The sequence below is a fragment of the Celerinatantimonas diazotrophica genome, from assembly GCF_004339545.1.
Classification (GTDB): domain Bacteria; phylum Pseudomonadota; class Gammaproteobacteria; order Enterobacterales; family Celerinatantimonadaceae; genus Celerinatantimonas; species Celerinatantimonas diazotrophica.
On the sequence record NZ_SMGD01000013.1, the window covers coordinates 84,598 to 102,798 of the forward strand.

Annotated in this window: 14 protein-coding genes and 1 riboswitch; of the genes, 13 read left to right on the forward strand and 1 reads right to left on the reverse strand. The window is 47.2% G+C overall.

Features of this window, described 5'->3' with window-relative positions:
- Positions 1–3 precede the first annotated feature (3 nt).
- The 10 genes from EV690_RS09545 (at position 4) to atzF (ending at position 12,760) form a co-directional block, all read left to right on the forward strand.
- Entirely contained in the window at positions 4–915 is a 912-nt protein-coding gene (locus EV690_RS09545) for a LysR family transcriptional regulator (RefSeq protein WP_131912788.1), read from the forward strand.
- 63 nt (positions 916–978) lie between these two features.
- Positions 979–1,848, forward strand: coding sequence for an aldo/keto reductase family oxidoreductase (locus EV690_RS09550; protein WP_131912789.1), 870 nt, complete (start codon positions 979–981; stop codon positions 1,846–1,848).
- A 375-nt stretch (positions 1,849–2,223) separates the two neighbouring features.
- Positions 2,224–2,688, forward strand: coding sequence for a DMT family transporter (locus EV690_RS09555; protein WP_131912790.1), 465 nt, complete (start codon positions 2,224–2,226; stop codon positions 2,686–2,688).
- Positions 2,689–3,077: 389 nt separating this feature from the next.
- Positions 3,078–3,174, forward strand: a riboswitch (guanidine-I (ykkC/yxkD leader).
- 56 nt (positions 3,175–3,230) lie between these two features.
- Complete coding sequence (locus EV690_RS09560; protein WP_131913112.1) at positions 3,231–4,295, forward strand: putative urea ABC transporter substrate-binding protein; 1,065 nt, start codon at positions 3,231–3,233, stop codon at positions 4,293–4,295.
- A gap of 15 nt (positions 4,296–4,310) precedes the next feature.
- Complete coding sequence (locus EV690_RS09565) at positions 4,311–5,141, forward strand: ABC transporter permease (protein WP_131912791.1); 831 nt, start codon at positions 4,311–4,313, stop codon at positions 5,139–5,141.
- Positions 5,138–5,935: an ABC transporter ATP-binding protein gene (locus tag EV690_RS09570; protein ID WP_131912792.1), complete on the forward strand. Its 798-nt coding sequence runs from the start codon at positions 5,138–5,140 to the stop codon at positions 5,933–5,935. Before EV690_RS09565 ends, EV690_RS09570 begins: the two co-directional genes overlap by 4 nt.
- Positions 5,928–6,650: an urea amidolyase associated protein UAAP1 gene (locus EV690_RS09575; protein ID WP_131912793.1), complete on the forward strand. Its 723-nt coding sequence runs from the start codon at positions 5,928–5,930 to the stop codon at positions 6,648–6,650. Before EV690_RS09570 ends, EV690_RS09575 begins: the two co-directional genes overlap by 8 nt.
- Before the next feature lie 14 nt (positions 6,651–6,664).
- On the forward strand, positions 6,665–7,306 hold the full coding sequence (locus EV690_RS09580) for an urea amidolyase associated protein UAAP2 (RefSeq protein WP_131912794.1): 642 nt from the start codon (positions 6,665–6,667) through the stop codon (positions 7,304–7,306).
- An 89-nt stretch (positions 7,307–7,395) separates the two neighbouring features.
- On the forward strand, positions 7,396–11,010 hold the full coding sequence (gene uca / locus EV690_RS09585) for an urea carboxylase (RefSeq protein ID WP_131912795.1): 3,615 nt from the start codon (positions 7,396–7,398) through the stop codon (positions 11,008–11,010).
- The gene (gene atzF, locus EV690_RS09590) at positions 11,003–12,760 is read left to right on the forward strand and encodes an allophanate hydrolase (protein ID WP_131912796.1); all 1,758 of its coding nucleotides are present in this window, start codon (positions 11,003–11,005) and stop codon (positions 12,758–12,760) included. The genes uca and atzF overlap by 8 nt, the downstream gene beginning before the upstream one ends.
- 413 nt (positions 12,761–13,173) lie before the next feature.
- Here the strand turns inward: atzF and EV690_RS09600 are convergent, their stop codons facing one another.
- A complete protein-coding gene (locus EV690_RS09600) occupies positions 13,174–14,142 on the reverse strand; it encodes a sugar-binding transcriptional regulator (RefSeq protein ID WP_131912797.1) in 969 nt (322 codons plus the stop codon).
- Positions 14,143–14,329: 187 nt separating this feature from the next.
- Between EV690_RS09600 and dalD the strand changes: the two genes are divergently transcribed.
- From dalD to EV690_RS09615, 3 genes are read left to right on the forward strand one after another with little or no spacing between them, the layout of a single operon-like run.
- Complete coding sequence (dalD, locus tag EV690_RS09605; RefSeq protein ID WP_131912798.1) at positions 14,330–15,724, forward strand: D-arabinitol 4-dehydrogenase; 1,395 nt, start codon at positions 14,330–14,332, stop codon at positions 15,722–15,724.
- Positions 15,725–15,735: 11 nt separating this feature from the next.
- Entirely contained in the window at positions 15,736–17,202 is a 1,467-nt protein-coding gene (gene xylB, locus EV690_RS09610) for a xylulokinase (protein ID WP_131912799.1), read from the forward strand.
- A gap of 27 nt (positions 17,203–17,229) precedes the next feature.
- On the forward strand, positions 17,230–18,189 hold the full coding sequence (locus tag EV690_RS09615) for a substrate-binding domain-containing protein (RefSeq protein WP_165872740.1): 960 nt from the start codon (positions 17,230–17,232) through the stop codon (positions 18,187–18,189).
- Positions 18,190–18,201: the final 12 nt, after the last annotated feature.

Genomic DNA, 18,201 nt, shown 5'->3' on the forward strand with positions numbered 1-18,201 from the left:
ATCATGATAAATCGCGACTTTACTCAGTTGCAAGCCTTTATCGCGATTGCAGAGCAAGGTAGCTTTATTAAAGCAGCCCATCAATTGCGAGTGACCCCACCAGCCTTAAGCCAAATGCTGAAACGGCTTGAACAACAACTCGGAACTCGCCTCTTTAATCGCACCACCCGCAGTGTGGCGCTGACCTATTCCGGGGAGCAATTATTATTGCGGTTGCGTCCCGCTATGGATGAACTCACCCAAGCCCTCAATGACACCAAAATGCAGGCTGGCCAGTTATCTGGCACTGTTAAAATCCATTCAGCGAATATGGCTGTAGAAACCTTATTAACTCCGCTACTGGGAGAATTCTACGCAAATTACCCTGATATTAAACTCGATATTACCGCTGAAGATGTTGTGGTCGATATCGTCCGCGACGGATTTGATGTGGGGATTACCTTAGCTGAAAATGTTCAGCGTGATATGGTTGCCTATCCATTAAGTAAGCCATTGAAAATGGTCGTTGCAGCCACCCCCCAATATCTTGAACGGTATGGAACCCCGACCCAACCCAGTGATTTAATGAACCATCGCTGCCTCAACTGGCGCTACCTACAAGATAAAGTGATCTATCGTTGGGAGTTTTTCGATCAGAATCATTGGTTTTCTCTGCCTGTCGATGGTCCATTGGTCACAACTAGCCGGCAAATGGCCCTGCAAGCGGCTCTACAACATTTAGGGATTGTATTCTGGACTCAGGATCAATTATCGCCATGGCTCAAAAGTGGCAAACTGATAGCGTTTCTGAGCGATTACTGTCCAGAATTTGCTGGATGGCAGCTTTACTATCCCCCCCAACATAGCACATCAAGCTCACTTCGAGCTTTTATTGATTTTATGCGTCGATCCTACCCGCTTAAGGCAAAACCATGATGCGGTTGTTTTATCGCCAAAACCTCGCTAAAGTGCTTACAAGCATGACCAAGGAGTCACCTCATGACGGGTATCAAACAAGCAGGAACATTTCAACTCGGTGATCGTGAGGTTTACCGAATGGGATACGGCGCCATGCAACTCGCCGGCCCGGGTGTTTTTGGCGAACCTAAAGATCCAGTTATGGCCAAGAAAGTACTACAAAAAGCGATTACCTGTGGTATTAACCACATTGACACTTCTGATTTTTATGGCCCACACATTACCAACCAGCTCATAGCACAAGCGCTTAAACCGTATCCATCCGAGCTGACACTGGTCACCAAAATCGGCGCCCGACGCGATGACCAAGGCAACTGGTTGCCAGCATTTGCCAAAAAAGAGTTGATTCAAGCTGTACATGACAACTTACAAAATTTAGGAGTTGAGCAGCTAGAGGTCGTCAATCTACGTGCTATGTTTGATGCAGAGAAACCCGCTGAAGGATCGATTAGCGAACCATTTCAAGTTCTTTCTGACCTGAAAAAAGAAGGACTTATTCGCCATCTTGGTGTTAGCCATGTCACTTATAACCAAGTGCAAGAAGCGCAAAGCATCGATGAAATTGTCTGTGTGCAAAACTGCTATAATATTGCTCTGCGACACGACGATGCACTCATCGACAAACTTGCTCAAGAGAATATTGCCTATGTGCCATTTTTCCCGCTTGGTGGTTTCACACCCCTGCAATCGAGCACCCTTGATGAAGTTGCGAAAGTCGAGAACGCAACGCCAATGCAAGTCGCACTGGCATGGCTATTACAACGCAGCCCTAATATTTTATTAATCCCTGGCACGTCCAGCATGACCCACCTGCACGATAATTTAGCCGCGAGTGAACTGACGCTGTCCAGTGAATCAATCGCTAAATTAAATCAAATAGGTTCAAGCTAATGACCATAAACTGAACAAAATGATAACCTCATCTCTACGAAAAACCTTAACTTGGCCCTCAAAACTAGTCGTCGGGGTTAATGGCCTTTCGTGATTAGTTTGCAACAATCTGAGAGGATTTAGGCAAGACAGACGTTGTGCAGTATAGTGATTGACCAACAATAATGTGTAACGCTGGAGCAGTCCCCTTCAGATCTTGCCTGATGGGTTCATTTGAACGCACCATGAACAAAATTCAACCACGAAAGTTCAGCCGCGCCTAATCGTTTTTTAGCGCCTTCGGCTTAACTGTATTGACGCACCACGATTTGATCGGCCAAGATAACGCCCTTATCCCAAGAAATTTTCTTAAGATCACATACATATGGACTATTTATGAAGTTATTTTACTTTATTATGGCGCTCACTAGCGGATTTGGTTTAGCGATTCAGGCCGCAGTGAACAGTCGATTAAGCTCAGGTGTGCACAATCAGCCTTTAATGGCCGCGTTTATTTCATTTGCTGTTGGGACATTATGTTTAGGTCTAATAGCAATATTTCAGGTGCACTGGTCAGGTGTGGGAAGCGCCCTTACTCAGCAACCTTGGTGGCGCTGGATTGGCGGTTTTTTAGGTGCATCTGCCGTATTTACGACCATTTTTTTAGCACCACGGATTGGCATCACCAATACGATGTTTCTATTCATTTTAGGACAACTGATTGCCGGAATGCTGGTAGACAGTTTTGGTTGGATACAAATGCCTGTGCGAGCAGTCTATTGGTATAAGTATGCTGGTCTGGGCATTATGTTTGTTGGATTAGTGTTCTTTATGTTTGGTGACCGCCTTTTCAAATCTTAAGCACATCGTCGTTTCTTAAAATTAAGTGGTCATGTTCTAAATAAAAGCTTGAAGCAGCAATAATGTGACCGACTGGTAGGGTAATCAAGGCTATGTTCTCTCATAAACAGTGATCATTTGGACCATGTTTGAGCTGATAAAAGAGCGAAAAATTTACCCACCAGAATTTCGTTATATTTGCACTCAAAACTTAAATAACGCACCAAATAAGCACACCAATTATGTGCAGTATATCTTGATTAAAAATCATATTTGACATTTAAATCGTTATATCATGATGATTTAAATGAATTTAATATCTTGGCCTAATTATTGCTATTTAATTATTGCAACACTGGAGATTACGGCGTGCAGTCTTAACGCTGATTCCTCTGTGCTCATAAAATTAGCGAATGGATGACTAGGGTTCCGACTATTTCGATAGTGTCTGGTCCGAGAGTTATCGACCTCCTTGAGGTTACACGGCGGGATAAAAGCCCGGGAGACCAACGGCGCACAGCCCTGATCTCTGTAACCTGTAACCATCCCCCAAGGAGGGAATGATGTTAAAGTCTCGATTATTTAAAAAACTTAGTACGTTATGTATTCCTGTTTTATTGTTGCTCTCTTTTAGCGCCGCAGCAAAACCTACTTTTAATATTGCTTGGTCGATTTACGCAGGATGGATGCCTTGGGAATACGCCCAACAAAGTGGCATTTTGAAAAAATGGGCTGACAAGTACAACATTAAAATCAATCTGACCCAAGTTAATGATTACATTGAATCCATCAACCAATACACCGCTGGAAAATTTGCCGGTTGTGTGATGACTAATATGGATGCACTGACGATTCCTGCAGCCAGTGGCATCGATAGCAGCGCGATCATTGTCGGTGACTATTCTGATGGTAATGATGGCATCGTCTTAAAAGGCAAAAAAAGTCTTAGAGATATCAAAGGTCAACGCGTCAACTTAGTTTCTTTAAGTGTTTCTGAATATCTACTAGCTCGCGCATTACAATTTCAGGGGTTAAGCGAAAAAGACGTCACATTAGTCAACACTTCTGACTCCGACATTGTCTCCTCATTCCAAAGCCCAGATGTCACTGCTGCGGTCACCTGGAACCCCATGCTGAATGTGATTAAAAGCCAGCCTGGCGCCCACGAAGTCTTTAGTTCACACATGATCCCGGGTGAAATTTTAGACCTCATGGTCGTTAAAACAAATATTTTGAAAAAACATCCCGAACTAGGTAAAGCACTCACTGGCGCATGGTATGAAACCATGAAAGTGATGCACTCTGATAGCAAGCAAGGGATCGCTGCTCGTACCGCCATGGCTAAAGCATCAGGCACCGATTTAGCGAATTACGACCAACAGTTAAAAACCACCCATATGTTCTACACAGCCCAAGAAGCACTCAAAGAAACCACCAGTCCCCGGCTGAAAGAAACGATGTCATTGATTGCTCGCTTCTCATATGACCATGGGTTGCTTGGCGATGGCGCGCCAAGTGCAGGCTACATCGGTATTCAAACTCCAGCCGGCGTTTATGGCGATAAAGGGAATATCAAGTTCCGCTTTGACCCAACCTTTATGAACCTTGCCGCCTCAGGCAAATTGTAAGAAAAGGAGCACGGGATGACCCGACTCATTAATCGTAAACCCGATCGTGCCAGCCGACTCTTATTGGGATTGTTGCCATTTATCATCATTGTGGCACTGTATCTCATCACCTCCCAATCAAGACTGGCAATAAACCCTCACGATAAGCTGTTGCCATCATTTGAGAGTATCTACCATGCCATCTACCAAATGGCATTTGTTCCCAGCCGCCGTACGGGTCACTATTTATTGTGGAACGACACGCTCTCTAGCTTAAAGCTGCTCTTTATGGGGGTTGGTATCAGCGCTCTGGTTGGATTAATCGTCGGGATCATCAATGGCGCTATTCCACTTTTTCGAGCACCTTTATCACCATTATTTACGGCATTTTCATTAATTCCACCCATGGCAATTTTACCCATTTTATTTATCGTCTTCGGGCTGGGTGATTTGGCAAAAGTGATGCTGATTGTCATTGGCGTCGCCCCCTTGTTGGTGCGAGACATGCAGTTAAAAACGCTCAGTCTCCCCCAAGAACAACTTATCAAAGCTCAGACGCTGGGAGCATCCAGCTGGCAAATTATTCTGCGCGTCATGTTACCTCAGGTTCTACCGCGGCTTATCGAAGCAGTTCGCTTAACATTGGGCAGCGCTTGGCTATTTTTAATCGCCGCCGAAGCAATCGCCGCCACTAGCGGGCTGGGATACAGAATCTTTTTGGTGCGCCGTTATCTGGATATGGCGGTTATTTTGCCATATGTGGTTTGGATTACGTTCCTAGCCTTTCTAATGGATTGGATTCTTAAACGAATTTCTTTACGAGCCTTTCCCTGGTATGCCAGTTTAAACGGGAGTTCTAACACATGAGTCAGCCCATTCTAAGTGCGAGAAACCTTTATAAAGACTATGGCGACACCTGTGTTTTAGAACGTCTGAATGTCGATATTTACCCCGGTGAATTTATTACTGTAGTTGGGGCCTCTGGCTGTGGCAAAAGTACTTTTTTAAAACTGATTCTCGGCACTGAGCAAGCCAGTCGTGGCGAGCTACTCATGGATAACCAACCCATTATCCACGAACCCGACGAACAGCGCGGTATCGTCTTTCAACGCTATTCAGTATTCCCCCATTTAAGTGCACTGGACAATGTGATGCTCGCCGATGAGTTGTCACACTCACGACTATTAGGTAAATGCTTTGGCAAACACAGACAGCAAATTCTTAAGCGAGCTAGTGACATGCTAGCCAAAGTAGGATTGAGCCATGCACTCAACCGCTACCCCCATGAACTCTCTGGAGGCATGCAACAACGACTGGCCATCGCCCAAGCATTGATGAAAAAGCCGCGGGTATTGCTGCTTGATGAACCTTTCGGAGCCCTCGATCCGGGAATCAGAGCAGATATGCACAAGCTGATTCATGAATTATGGCATCAGCAACAACTGACCATTTTTATGGTTACCCACGATATTGCGGAAGGTTTTAAGCTCGGTTCGCGATTATGGGTATTTGACAAAGTCCGTCATGACCCGCAAGCCCCAGAACGTTTCGGAGCCCAAATCACCTACGATTTATCATTAAGTCAGTCAAGTACACTTAAACAAAGTGAGCTTGCAACGATTCAACAAACCATCCACCAAGGAGAACCAAGCAATGAGTGAATTGCTTTACACCGATGACCTACCAGGTAACAGCCACTGGTCATTGCAAGTCGCAGCTGGCACTGAACTAAAATTTACCGATACTCAAGGCGGTGCCAATCTCGGAATGCTGTTTTACAATCCGCATAATTTGCTAGAACGTTATAACGCCCCTGACACACTTAAATGCCAGCACACCTTTAAACTTACCAAAGGCAACTGTCTGTACTCGGATATGGGACGAATTTTCTGCTCGATCACCCAAGACGATACCGGTTGGATTGATACCGTAGCAGGCACGACCAACAAAGCGCTCGTTGCCAAACGCTGGGGAGAACGCGATTATCAAAATGAACGCAACGACTGGAAACAAAACGGTTACGACAGTTTTCTAGTTGAAATCGCAAAGTTTGGTCTAGGAGCTCGAGATCTAGCGGCGAATGTCAATCTATTCAGCAAAGTCTTCACCGATGACGAAGGTAACTTTACCTTTGTAACGGATCATTCCAAAGCCGGTGATTCCATTACTTTGCGCTTTGAGATGGATACCCTAGTTGTCATGAATACCTGCCCTCACCCGATGAATCCAGCGCAAGAATATCCTCATCGCGCGATAAGCTATGAAGTTCACAAGGCCTCGCCAGTGAACAATGATGACTATTGCAAAAATTTCCGTCCGGAAAATACTCGCGGCTTTGAAAATACTCGCCGTTACAACCTCGCGACTCACGCTTAACAGGAGACTATTTTATGCTGACTGAAAGTAAATTATCGGCTAGTGATGCGAGTTATCGCGAAGTCGTTAATGCTGGGGCCTACTGGCTACACACCGTTAAATCAGGCCAAACACTACGGATTATCGATATCGAAGGCAACCAAGCTGCCGATACACTGTTTTTCAGTGCCCAAAACACTGCCGAGCGCTACAGCGCTGTCGACACCATTCGGGAACAAGGCAATGTTTATCTTGAAACTGGTAGTACATTATTAACAAATTTATGTAATCCAATGTTAACTATCACTGCTGATACCTGCGGCCGTCATGATACATTGGGAGGCGCCTGCGCCACTGAGAGTAATCAGGTTCGTTATTCACTGAGCAAGAAAAATATGCATGCCTGCCGCGATAGCTGGTTACTGGCCGTCAGCGAACATCCCGAACTAGGAATGAGCAAACGCGATCTCACACATAATGTGAACTTTTTCATGAATGTTCCAATCACAACCGACGGCGGGTTAAGCTTTGCTGATGGCATCAGCTCACCCGGAAAATATGTTGAGCTTAAAGCACATATGGATGTCATCGTTTTAATCTCCAACTGTCCTCAACTGAACAACCCATGTAATGCCTATAACCCAACACCGATCGAATTAGTGATCTGGGACGCATAGCAAAATCGAGTGCAAGGACGGCCTTGGTTCACACTCCTCTTGTCTGCGGGACGACCCGCACCATTGTGCATTTATAAGCGAGTTAACTTATGTTTTCTAAAGTGCTTATAGCCAATCGTGGGGCTATTAGCTGCCGTATCACCCGCACTCTCAAGGCGATGGGGATCACATCGGTAGCTGTTTATCACGACTCCGACTCCGACAGTCTACATGTGCAACATGCCGACGAGGCCTATTGTCTTGGCAGCGGCAGTAGCACACAAACCTATTTAAATCAGGACCTCATTATCGATATTGCCAAACGCGCTAATGCTGAAGCAATTCACCCCGGATACGGCTTTTTAAGTGAGAACCCCGAATTTGCCAAACGCTGCGAAGCCGAAAACATCGTATTCTTAGGGCCAACCGCACAGCAAATGATTGATTTTGGTCTGAAACATAAAGCACGGGCACTGGCAACCCAAGCTGGAGTACCGCTACTGGGTGGCAGCGATCTGCTCGATGACATTACCCAAGCACAAAGCAAAGCCTCGCAAGTAGGCTACCCGGTCATGTTAAAAAGTACCGCCGGTGGTGGCGGAATTGGCATGCAGCGCTGCGACAACGCTGAAGAACTAGCGAGCGCCTTCGACACTGTCAAACGCTTAAGTACCAATAATTTTGCTAATAGTGGCGTATTTATTGAAAAATTCATCGAACATGCTCGCCACATTGAAGTCCAGATATTTGGCGATGGTCAAGGCAATGTACTCGCTATCGGGGAACGTGACTGCTCATCCCAGCGGCGTAATCAAAAAGTCATCGAAGAGTGTCCGGCACCGAATCTTTCAGAGCAAACCCGCACGCAACTGCAGCAAACTGCCGTGCAACTGGGTCAGTCAGTCAAATATCGCAGCGCAGGGACAGTCGAATTCATCCTCGATGCCGACACTGAAAAATTCTATTTTCTGGAAATGAACACGCGTCTGCAGGTTGAGCACGGGGTCACCGAGCAAGTTTTTAATATTGATTTAGTACGCTGGATGGTCGAACTCGGAGCCGGCGAGCTTCGCCCACTGTCTGAGCTAAAACCCACATTAACACCTCATGGACATGCTATTCAGGCGCGTCTTTATGCTGAAGACCCAGCAAAAGCCTTCCGCCCTAGCGCCGGATTCATCAGCCATGTTCATTTCCCTAAACTGCAACTGCCAGAACAGCGCATCGACCATTGGCTTGAAAACGGGATTGAAGTCCCCGCACTATTTGACCCGATGCTGGCTAAATTAATTGCTTATCGAGATGATCGCAATCAAGCGCGGCAAGGGCTTATTAGTATGCTCGAGCACAGTGAAGTGTATGGCATCGAAACCAATCGTCATTATCTCATTGACTTACTCAATAGCGATACCTTTGCCAAAGGACATATTTTAACCAACAGTTTAAACTCGTTTCATCCACAGCCAGCCACCATTGACGTGCTCACCGGCGGCACACAAAGCACCATTCAGGATATACCCGGTCGAGTCGGCTACTGGCATATTGGTGTTCCACCATCCGGGCCGATGGATAACTATTCGTTTCGCTTAGCCAATCGACTATTGGGAAATGATGAACAATGTGCTGGCATCGAAATTACGCTGACAGGCCCAACACTTGGATTTAATTGTGCTCGTCAGATTATCTTAGCAGGGGCCACCATTGACGCTAGCGTCGATGGCAAACCTGTTGAAATGTGGCAAGTTATCGATATTCCCGCAGGTAGCACATTGAAGCTTGGGAAAGTACAAGATCTGGGTTCTCACAGTTATCTATTGATTGCGGGTGGCATTGATTGCCCTACTTATTTAGGAAGTCGTTCGACCTTCAAACTAGGTCAGTTCGGTGGCCATGTTGGCAGAGCCCTACGTGCCGGCGATGTCTTGCATCTGTTTAAGCCGCACTCACAAGCACCAAGGATAAAACCAGAACCAGGGATTTATCCAGAACTGACTCACACTTGGCAACTCCACGTTATTTATGGGCCACATGGCGCACCTGATTATTTCACCGAGCAAGACATCCAAACACTGTTTAGCCACGATTACGAAGTTCACTACAATTCGAGCCGCACTGGAGTGCGATTGATTGGCCCAAAACCAGATTGGGCCAGAGAAGATGGCGGCGAAGCAGGCCTTCATCCATCCAATATTCACGATAACGCCTATGCTGTTGGCACGATCGATTTTACGGGCGACATGCCGGTAATTTTGGGGCCTGACGGGCCAAGTCTGGGTGGATTTGTCTGTCCTGCGACCATCATCAAAGCAGATCTTTGGAAAATGGGACAACTCAAAGCTGGCGATAAAGTTCGCTTTATTCCCATTTCAATGCAAAGTGCCGAGCAGCTTGAACGTGCCCAGTTACAGACTTTAAATACGCTCAATAAGAGCGACGTTACCATTGAGCGAGCCCCCACCACCAGCGCTATTTTAAAGACCATCCCACCAGAACGTTATGGTGAGCAAGTTGTTTATCGTCCCAGTGGCGACGACTTTCTGCTGGTCGAATATGGTCCGCAAGTCCTTGATATTCGTTTGCGTTTTCGCGCCCATGCGTTAATGTTATGGCTCGAAAAAGCTCAAATCGACGGGGTTGAAGAACTAACCCCGGGAATTCGCTCGCTACAAATTCACTACAACAACCTCATTCTCAGTACTGCTCAACTCTTGGCATATTTGGAACAGGCCGAAAGTGAACTCACCGATATCGACAAAATGAGTGTGCCTGCACGGATTGTCCGCCTGCCGCTCTCATGGGACGACGAAGCAACACGTTTAGCCATTGAAAAATATGATCAACTGGTTCGTAAAAATGCACCTTGGGCGCCATCCAATATTGAATTTATTCGTCGCATTAACGGCCTAGATTCAATCGATGAGGTTAAACACATTCTGTTCAATGCCCGCTATTTGGTGATGGGCTTAGGCGATGTTTATTTGGGAGCGCCGGTTGCGACACCGCTTGACCCTCGACATCGACTCGTCACGACAAAATACAATCCAGCTCGTACTTGGACCCCCGAAAACGCAGTCGGAATTGGTGGCGCTTATTTATGTGTGTATGGCATGGAAGGACCCGGTGGTTATCAGTTTGTCGGACGTACCTTACAGATGTGGAACCGCTATCGTACCACCGCAGAATTTAGCAATCCTTGGCTGTTACGCTTTTTCGACCAGATTGAATTTTACGAAGTTTCAAGTGATGAGCTAAAACGGATTCGCCGAGAGTTCCCTAAAGGGAATTATCCCTTAGATATTCGTGAAACGGAATTTTCACTCAAGCAATATAACCAATTACTTAAGGACAACGCTAGCGAAATAGCAGCCGCTAAACAGCGTCAACAGTCTGCATTTGAAGCAGAACGCCAGCGCTGGATAGCAACTGGACAGGCGAACTTTAGTAGCGAAGCTGACTTGATGGTTGAAGACGACACCCCGACATTGCTCCTCAAAAATGGCGAACAAGCGATTGAAAGCTTAGTTTCTGGAAACGTTTGGAAAGTGTTAGTTAAGCTAGGCCAGGCGGTGCAAAACGATCAAACCTTAATGATCATCGAGTCGATGAAAATGGAAATTGAGATCAAAGCCCCCTGTCATGGAAAAGTCACGCAAATTTGCCACCCCACAGGCCAAAATGTTCGTGCTGGCCAACCCTTATTGATTCTGGAGGAACAACATGATTGAACCAATGACAGTTGCCGCATTGCACCGCGCCTATAGCAATGGCGCAATTAGCGTCGGTGAACTATTACACGATTGTTTAGCGCGTGCGAGAAACGACTCACATCAGGCTTGGATTAGCCTCTTAAGCGACGAACAATTAGAAACGTACATTATAAATTTAGCGGACCATAGCCCGGCAGATCTGCCGCTATATGGCATTCCTTTTGCTATCAAAGACAATATTGATTTAGCCGATCTGCCAACCACCGCCGGGTGCCCTGACTACAGCTATCAACCCAGCGAACACGCCTTTGTGGTTGCCAAACTGATTGCAGCAGGAGCAGTACCGATTGGAAAAACCAATTTGGATCAATTTGCCACTGGTTTAGTGGGTACCCGCAGCCCTTATGGTGAATGTCACAACAGTATCAATGGCGATTATATCAGTGGCGGTTCAAGTGCCGGTTCGGCAGTATCCGTAGCCGATGGACAGGTCGTGTTTTCATTAGGCACAGATACGGCAGGCTCCGGACGCGTTCCGGCGGCATTTAATAACATTTTAGGCCTGAAAGGGAGTATTGGTCGCATCAGCTGTCGCGGTGTTGTTCCTGCTTGTAAGAGTTTAGATTGTGTCACGATCTTTGCCAAAACGAGCGATGATCTGGCGGCTATCTGGCCAGTTGCCGCACAATTTGATGAGCAAGATGAATTTGCCCGTCTGCAACCTGAGTTGATAAAAGCCGTTGCCCCAAATTTTAAATTTGGAGTCGCCAGCGCAGAGCAATTAGAGTTTTTCGCTGATGATGCAGCTAAGAGCTGTTATCACCAAGCAATAACCACCTTAACCGAGATGGGAGGGCAAGCCGTAATAATCGACTTAGCACCATTTAGTCAAGCGGCTAAGTTACTCTACGAGGGCCCATGGGTGGCCGAACGCCTTGCCGCCCTTCGCGAATTTTTTAGCGCCCACCAAGAGCAAACGCTCCCTGTAATTCAAACAATTATCGGCGGTGCGGCCAACTATAGTGCCGCCGATGCTTATGCTGCGCTTTACCAGCTCAAAGCACTTAAACGCCAGGCCGACCAACAACTTGCACAGGTCGATTTCATTGTCACCCCCACTACGGGCACCATTTATACCATTGATGAGGTCAAGGCTGACCCCATCACACTAAACTCTAATCTGGGATTTTATACAAACTTCATGAATCTGCTTGATTACAGTGCGATAGCGCTACCGGCTGGCTTTCGTCAAAATGGCACGAAACAAGGTTTACCATTTGGCATCACCCTGTTTGGTCCAGCTTTTTATGAAGATGCCCTTCTTAGCATTGCATCCCGCTGGCAAAAACAGCTGCCATTACCTCTTGGGGCACTTCAAGCCCAGCCCCAAACCATTGATTTATGTGTTTGCGGGGCTCATCTATCAGGAATGGCGCTCAATCATCAACTGAGCAATAAAGGAGCAAAGCTCATCAAGCAAACCCACACGGCACCGAGTTATCGGTTATTTGCTCTCAATGAAGGTTTTCCGCGTCGCCCGGCAATGGTCCGCGACACCAAGCAAGGCACATCGATTGAAGTTGAGATCTGGCGATTAGGCTCTGAGTTTCTAGCTGAGTTTTTAATGGGAATTGGTGCACCACTGGGGCTTGGCAAAGTTGAGCTGGAAGATGGGCAATGGGTCAGTGGTTTTATCAGCGAACCTTGTGCCACCGACAATGCTGAAGAAATCACCCATTTGAAAAGTTGGCGTAATTTCAAAGCGTAGAGACTTAAAAGTTCTACTAACAGAGATTTAAGAAAGTGAAAATCCGTTATCAGTGACGGGTAGCGGATTTTTCTATCTTGGCTCGCGTTGCTTGTTAATCACTACTTTGGTAACAGTCCAGTTATAAGCGGTAGTAGCCGCGGAGTAGGCCGTGATTCAGCGTTAAAACTTGCCGGAAAAGGTATAGATATTATCTTTACAACGAACAATCAGCCCAAGCAATTGCCAGTGCCATAAAATAAATTGATTACCTATTAATGAGTTGGCAACTATTCAACGACGCGTTGTAGAATTTGGCTTATGGATCGGCCCGTTCAGTAAACTCATCTACATTATGCCGCCCTATATCATTAGCACAGACCAACTCAGCCAACTAACCCAGGCGATGAAAACAGTCATAGCAGAGCTATAGCTCATTCATTCTCTATTTGCAGCAGATCTATTGCTGTTTGCTCGTCAGTGACTAGGCCATTTACCCACCGACCACGTAGTGTTGCAAGAATAGCCTGGAATTTTGCAGTCCCTCCAGCCATCGCGATCACTTGATGTGAGGGGCTTTGATATAACGGTATGCTCGTTAATCTCTCACTTAACGAGGTATCTATCAGATTTCCTCGAGCGTCCATAAAATGTCCGAGAAGCTCGCAGACTACTGACTTACGCTGAAGTTCAGCCACCTCCTCAGCCGTAATAAATCCATCCAAATAAAGTGGACATTGGTGATCTACTTGCCCGATACCAATAAAGCTAACCGTCGCCTGGTAGGCCTGCTTTAACACCAACTGATAGATTCGATGGCTACACCATTGATTTTTATCTTCAACGCTATCTGCATATAAGGGAGCTGGTAATATGTAATATCTGCCCTGAGTTTTTTCGGCAAGCCATAGCGGAGAGTCATAACGAGTGCATGAGCCATCCGATGAAATAGCGCCAATTAATGAAACACAGCGATGTTGCGGCCGGTCACAAGCAACCAGTTCAGTAATAGCGGCGCGTAAAGTCCGGCCAGATCCCACACCTATCGTTTGGGGAGTTTTCGCATGGATAAATTTAGACATCACCTGAGCACCGGCTGCGGCGACCATCTTAAGGCACTCATCCTGATTCAACCCACAACCAGGAACCACTTCACATACAGTTAAATCGTACCGCTTCGCCAAACGCTGCGCCAACAGACTACAGTCAGCGACCGGATGAGTAATCTGGATATTCACAATACCTTGCTCACTGGCCAGAGCAATTAATCGTTGAGTCATCTGCCTCGACAATCCCAGAATATCTGCAATCTGATTTTGCGTTTTACCGCTGATGTAATAAAGCCATGCAGCTCTTGCTGCCTTATCCAGTCTCTGATCGTGTTTTAAATCCTGAGCATCCATTCCAATCCCCCAATAATCGCTCTAAGCCTAACAGCATTTATGGCAAAAAGATGGAAAGATTAAAAGTATAAAATTGTGAGCAAATGCTCAACGTTAAATCATTTATTCAATTAGCATGTTCAAAAATAAGCAATTGCTCATACATGAACTTTTGCTCAATCCAAACTAATAATTTGAGAGACTGACTATGAAACAACAACACCTTACCTGGATGCATATCGGAGCTGGCTCCTTCCACCGTGCCCATCAAGCCTGGTATCTCAACCAGTTATTGAGCAAAGGTGATGATCGCTGGTCAATTGCGCTCGGCAATATTCGCGACGATGCCACCGATTTGCTCAATAATTTGGCTCATCAACATGGTGAGTATGTACTGGAAACAGTGACCCCGGCCGGAAAACGAGCCTATGAAAAAATCCGCTCTATTCGCACCATTGTGCCGTGGGACAAACAGCTCAGCGCGCTGACCCAGCAAGGCAGCGATCCAGCTACCCGGGTGATCTCATTCACTGTCACAGAAGGGGGATATTACCTAGATACTCACTTCAAACTGGAAGCAGGCAACCCCGACATCAAAGCCGACTTGGCTGGCCAAGCCACCACCATCTACGGTGCACTATCGAAAATTCTGCACCAGCGTATGCAGCTCAACAGTGGCAAAGTGACCCTGTTGTGCTGCGACAATGTCCGTCACAATGGTGAACGCTTCCACGACGGCATGATCCAGTTCCTCGAAACTAAAGGTGATCAAGAACTACTTAGTTGGATGAACAACAACTGCACAACTCCCAACACTATGGTCGATCGAATTACACCGCGACCAACTGCTGATATAGCACCACGCGTTAAAGAAGCCCTGGGAATCGATGATCTGGCACCGGTAATGGGCGAGGCTTTCATTCAGTGGGTGATTGAAGATAACTTTGTCGCTGGTCGGCCAGCACTGGAAAAAGTCGACGTCGAAATGGTGGAATCGGTGGTGCCCTATGAAGAAGCCAAAATCCGTATTCTCAATGCCAGTCACAGTTGCATTGCTTGGGCCGGGACCTTAATCGGCCTAAACTTTATCGATGAAAGCACCCGCCATCAGGATATCTATAAGCTGGCTTACGAATACATCAGCGAAGATGTCATCCCATCGCTAACGCCCTGCCCGCTGGATCTGGAAAATTATCGTGATGTCGTCCTTGATCGCTTCAGCAATCCCTACATCAAAGATACCAACCAGCGGGTTGCCGCTGATGGCTTTTCTAAAATTCCGGGCATGGTGACTCCCACCCTAGACGACTGTTACAACCGCGGTTCAGTGCCTAAATCCGCCACTGCGCTGCCAGCCCTGTTCTTCCTATTTATGCAACGTTGGCATCAAGGATCGCTACCTTACAACTATGAAGACGGCATTCTCGATGAAGCGGCTGTACATGCCATGTTCAATAGCCCTGACCCGATTGCAGTCTACGCCCGCGATAAGAAACTGTTTGGTTTACAGGCTAATAATGCGGATTTTGAAGCATTGCTGCGTCAACAGATTAAGCAGTTACGGCAGTGGGCTCATTCCCACTTATCTGAACCAGTCGCTTGAGGAGAACCACCATGTATCTTGGATTTGATTTGGGAACATCTGAGATCAAAGCAGTGGTAATTAACAACAGTGGCTCGATCATCGCCACTGCCAATGAGCCACTGACAGTCCAGAGACCCCACCCCCATTGGTCTGAACAAGATCCCCAGCAATGGTGGCAGGCGACCCTAAAGGTCGTTGAACAACTGATGCGGAAAATCCCACAGCAATGGCCGCAAATTCAGGCCATTGGCCTGTCCGGTCAGATGCACGGTGCCGTGTTGCTGGATAACAACCAACAAATACTGCGCCCGGCTATCTTGTGGAATGACACTCGCAGCGATACTCAATGCAAGACTCTCACCGACAAAGCGCCACAGTTGCATCAGATCACCGGCAATTTGGCAATGCCGGGGTTTACTGCCCCGAAGCTGTTATGGATCAGCGAGAATGAACCGGAGATCTTCGCCCGTATTAACAAAGTATTGCTGCCTAAAGATTATCTGCGATTGCGGTTGACTGGCGCTATGGTCAGCGATATGTCAGATGCCGCCGGTACCCTGTGGTTGGACGTTGCTAAACGCGACTGGTCCGACGCCATTCTAGACGCCTGCGGTCTGAATCGCAGCCATATGCCATCACTGGTGGAAGGCTCCGAAATTTCCGCGCTACTGCGCCGTGAACTAGCTGCAGAATGGGGACTGAGCAGCAAAGTTGTGGTTGCCGGTGGTGGCGGAGATAACGCCGCCAGCGCGGTGGGCATTGGTGCTATTGAACCAGGCGATGCGTTTATTTCACTTGGCACATCGGGAGTGATCTTTGCCGTTAATGACACTTTCCGGCCCAACCCGAAGTCGGCCGTTCACGCCTTCTGTCATGCCCTACCCCAACGCTGGCACCAGATGAGTGTCATGCTCACCGCTGCCAGCGCGCTGCGCTGGTTGTGTAATCTGCTAGGTACCAAAGAAGCAGAACTGATCGCACAAATTGAGCAGCTTAGCGATGCTGCCTTGCAACACGCACCACTATTTCTTCCCTATCTGTCCGGAGAACGGACGCCACACAACTCACCGTCGGCAACCGGTGAGTTTCATCGACTGACTCACGACAGCGATGCGGCAAGTCTGGGCTACGCGGTACTTGAGGGAGTCAGTTTCGGACTACTGGACGGACTCAATGTCCTGCGCGAAGCAGGCACCCAGATCAACCAGTGTTCATTGGTGGGGGGCGGTGCCCGCAGTCGCTTCTGGGCGCAACTACTCGCCGATATTCTGCAAATCCGGATTGTCTGTCATCAGGGCAGTGAAGCTGGCGGAGCGCTCGGCGCGGCACGGCTAGGTCTGCTGGCCTGTGGTGGTAACCTTCAGAGTGTCTGCAAAAAACCACCAGTCACTGCGGTTTATGAACCCAACCCTGACCGCTCCGATACCCTACAGTATCGCTATCAACTATTCCAACAGTTCTACCGTCAACAGGTGGACTCAACACACAACCAATAACCATAAAGGGAAATAAAAGGAATGAAGATAAAAAAACTATTACTCACCCTGCTGGTCGCAGCACCGATGGCATTCAGCGTCGCACATGCCAAAGAGCAAATTAAAGTCGGCTTTGCCAACCGGACTCTAAATGGTGCATTTTTCAACGGCCTGACTGAATACATGAAAATTCATGCTAAAGAGCATGGTTATCAGTTAGTAACCACCGATGCCCGTGGCGACATGAATAAGCAGATCTCCGATGTTGAGGACATGATTGCCCAGGGAATCAACTATCTGGTGCTTAACCCGCAGGATCCGGAGGCCGGTCTACGCATCACCGAGATCGCCAAACGGGCCGGTATTCCAGTAATCGACCTGGATAGTGACATCTCCCTGAAGGCGCCAGTCGTCACGCGAGTCATGGCCAATAACGCCGTCGATAACAAGATGATCGGTGAATACGCAGTCAGCCAGTTTGGCGATAAACCGATGCGTTGCGTTGTGATCAGTGGTAACCAAGGCAATCTAGTCGGTAAAGCTCGTCGCGATGGTTTTTTCACTGGAGTGATAGAGGCCCAGTTGCGTAAATACAATCACACTGAGTTCAAAATACTTAGCCAGGGTTGGGGCAATTGGGATCAGCAAGGCGGTCTGAAAGCAATGGAAGATCAAATTGTCGCTCAAGGCAATAAAATCAACTGTGTATACAGTGAGATGGACGACATGGCTCTGGGGGCAATCCGTGCCCTAAAAGCTGCCAACAAGCTGCAGGGTGTCAAAGTCTATTCGCATGACGGCTACAAAAAAGGACTAGAAGCAATTATTAACGGTGATCTGCAAGCAACAGCCTCAAACAATCCGGATCTGCTGACTAAAAAAGTACTGAACATTATTCAACAGTACCAACAAGGTAAGCATGACTTCCCTGATTATGAGTACATCACACCAACCCTCATCACCAAAGATAACGTGAAAAAATACTACAACCCGAAATCCATATTCTAATCGCAATGAGTG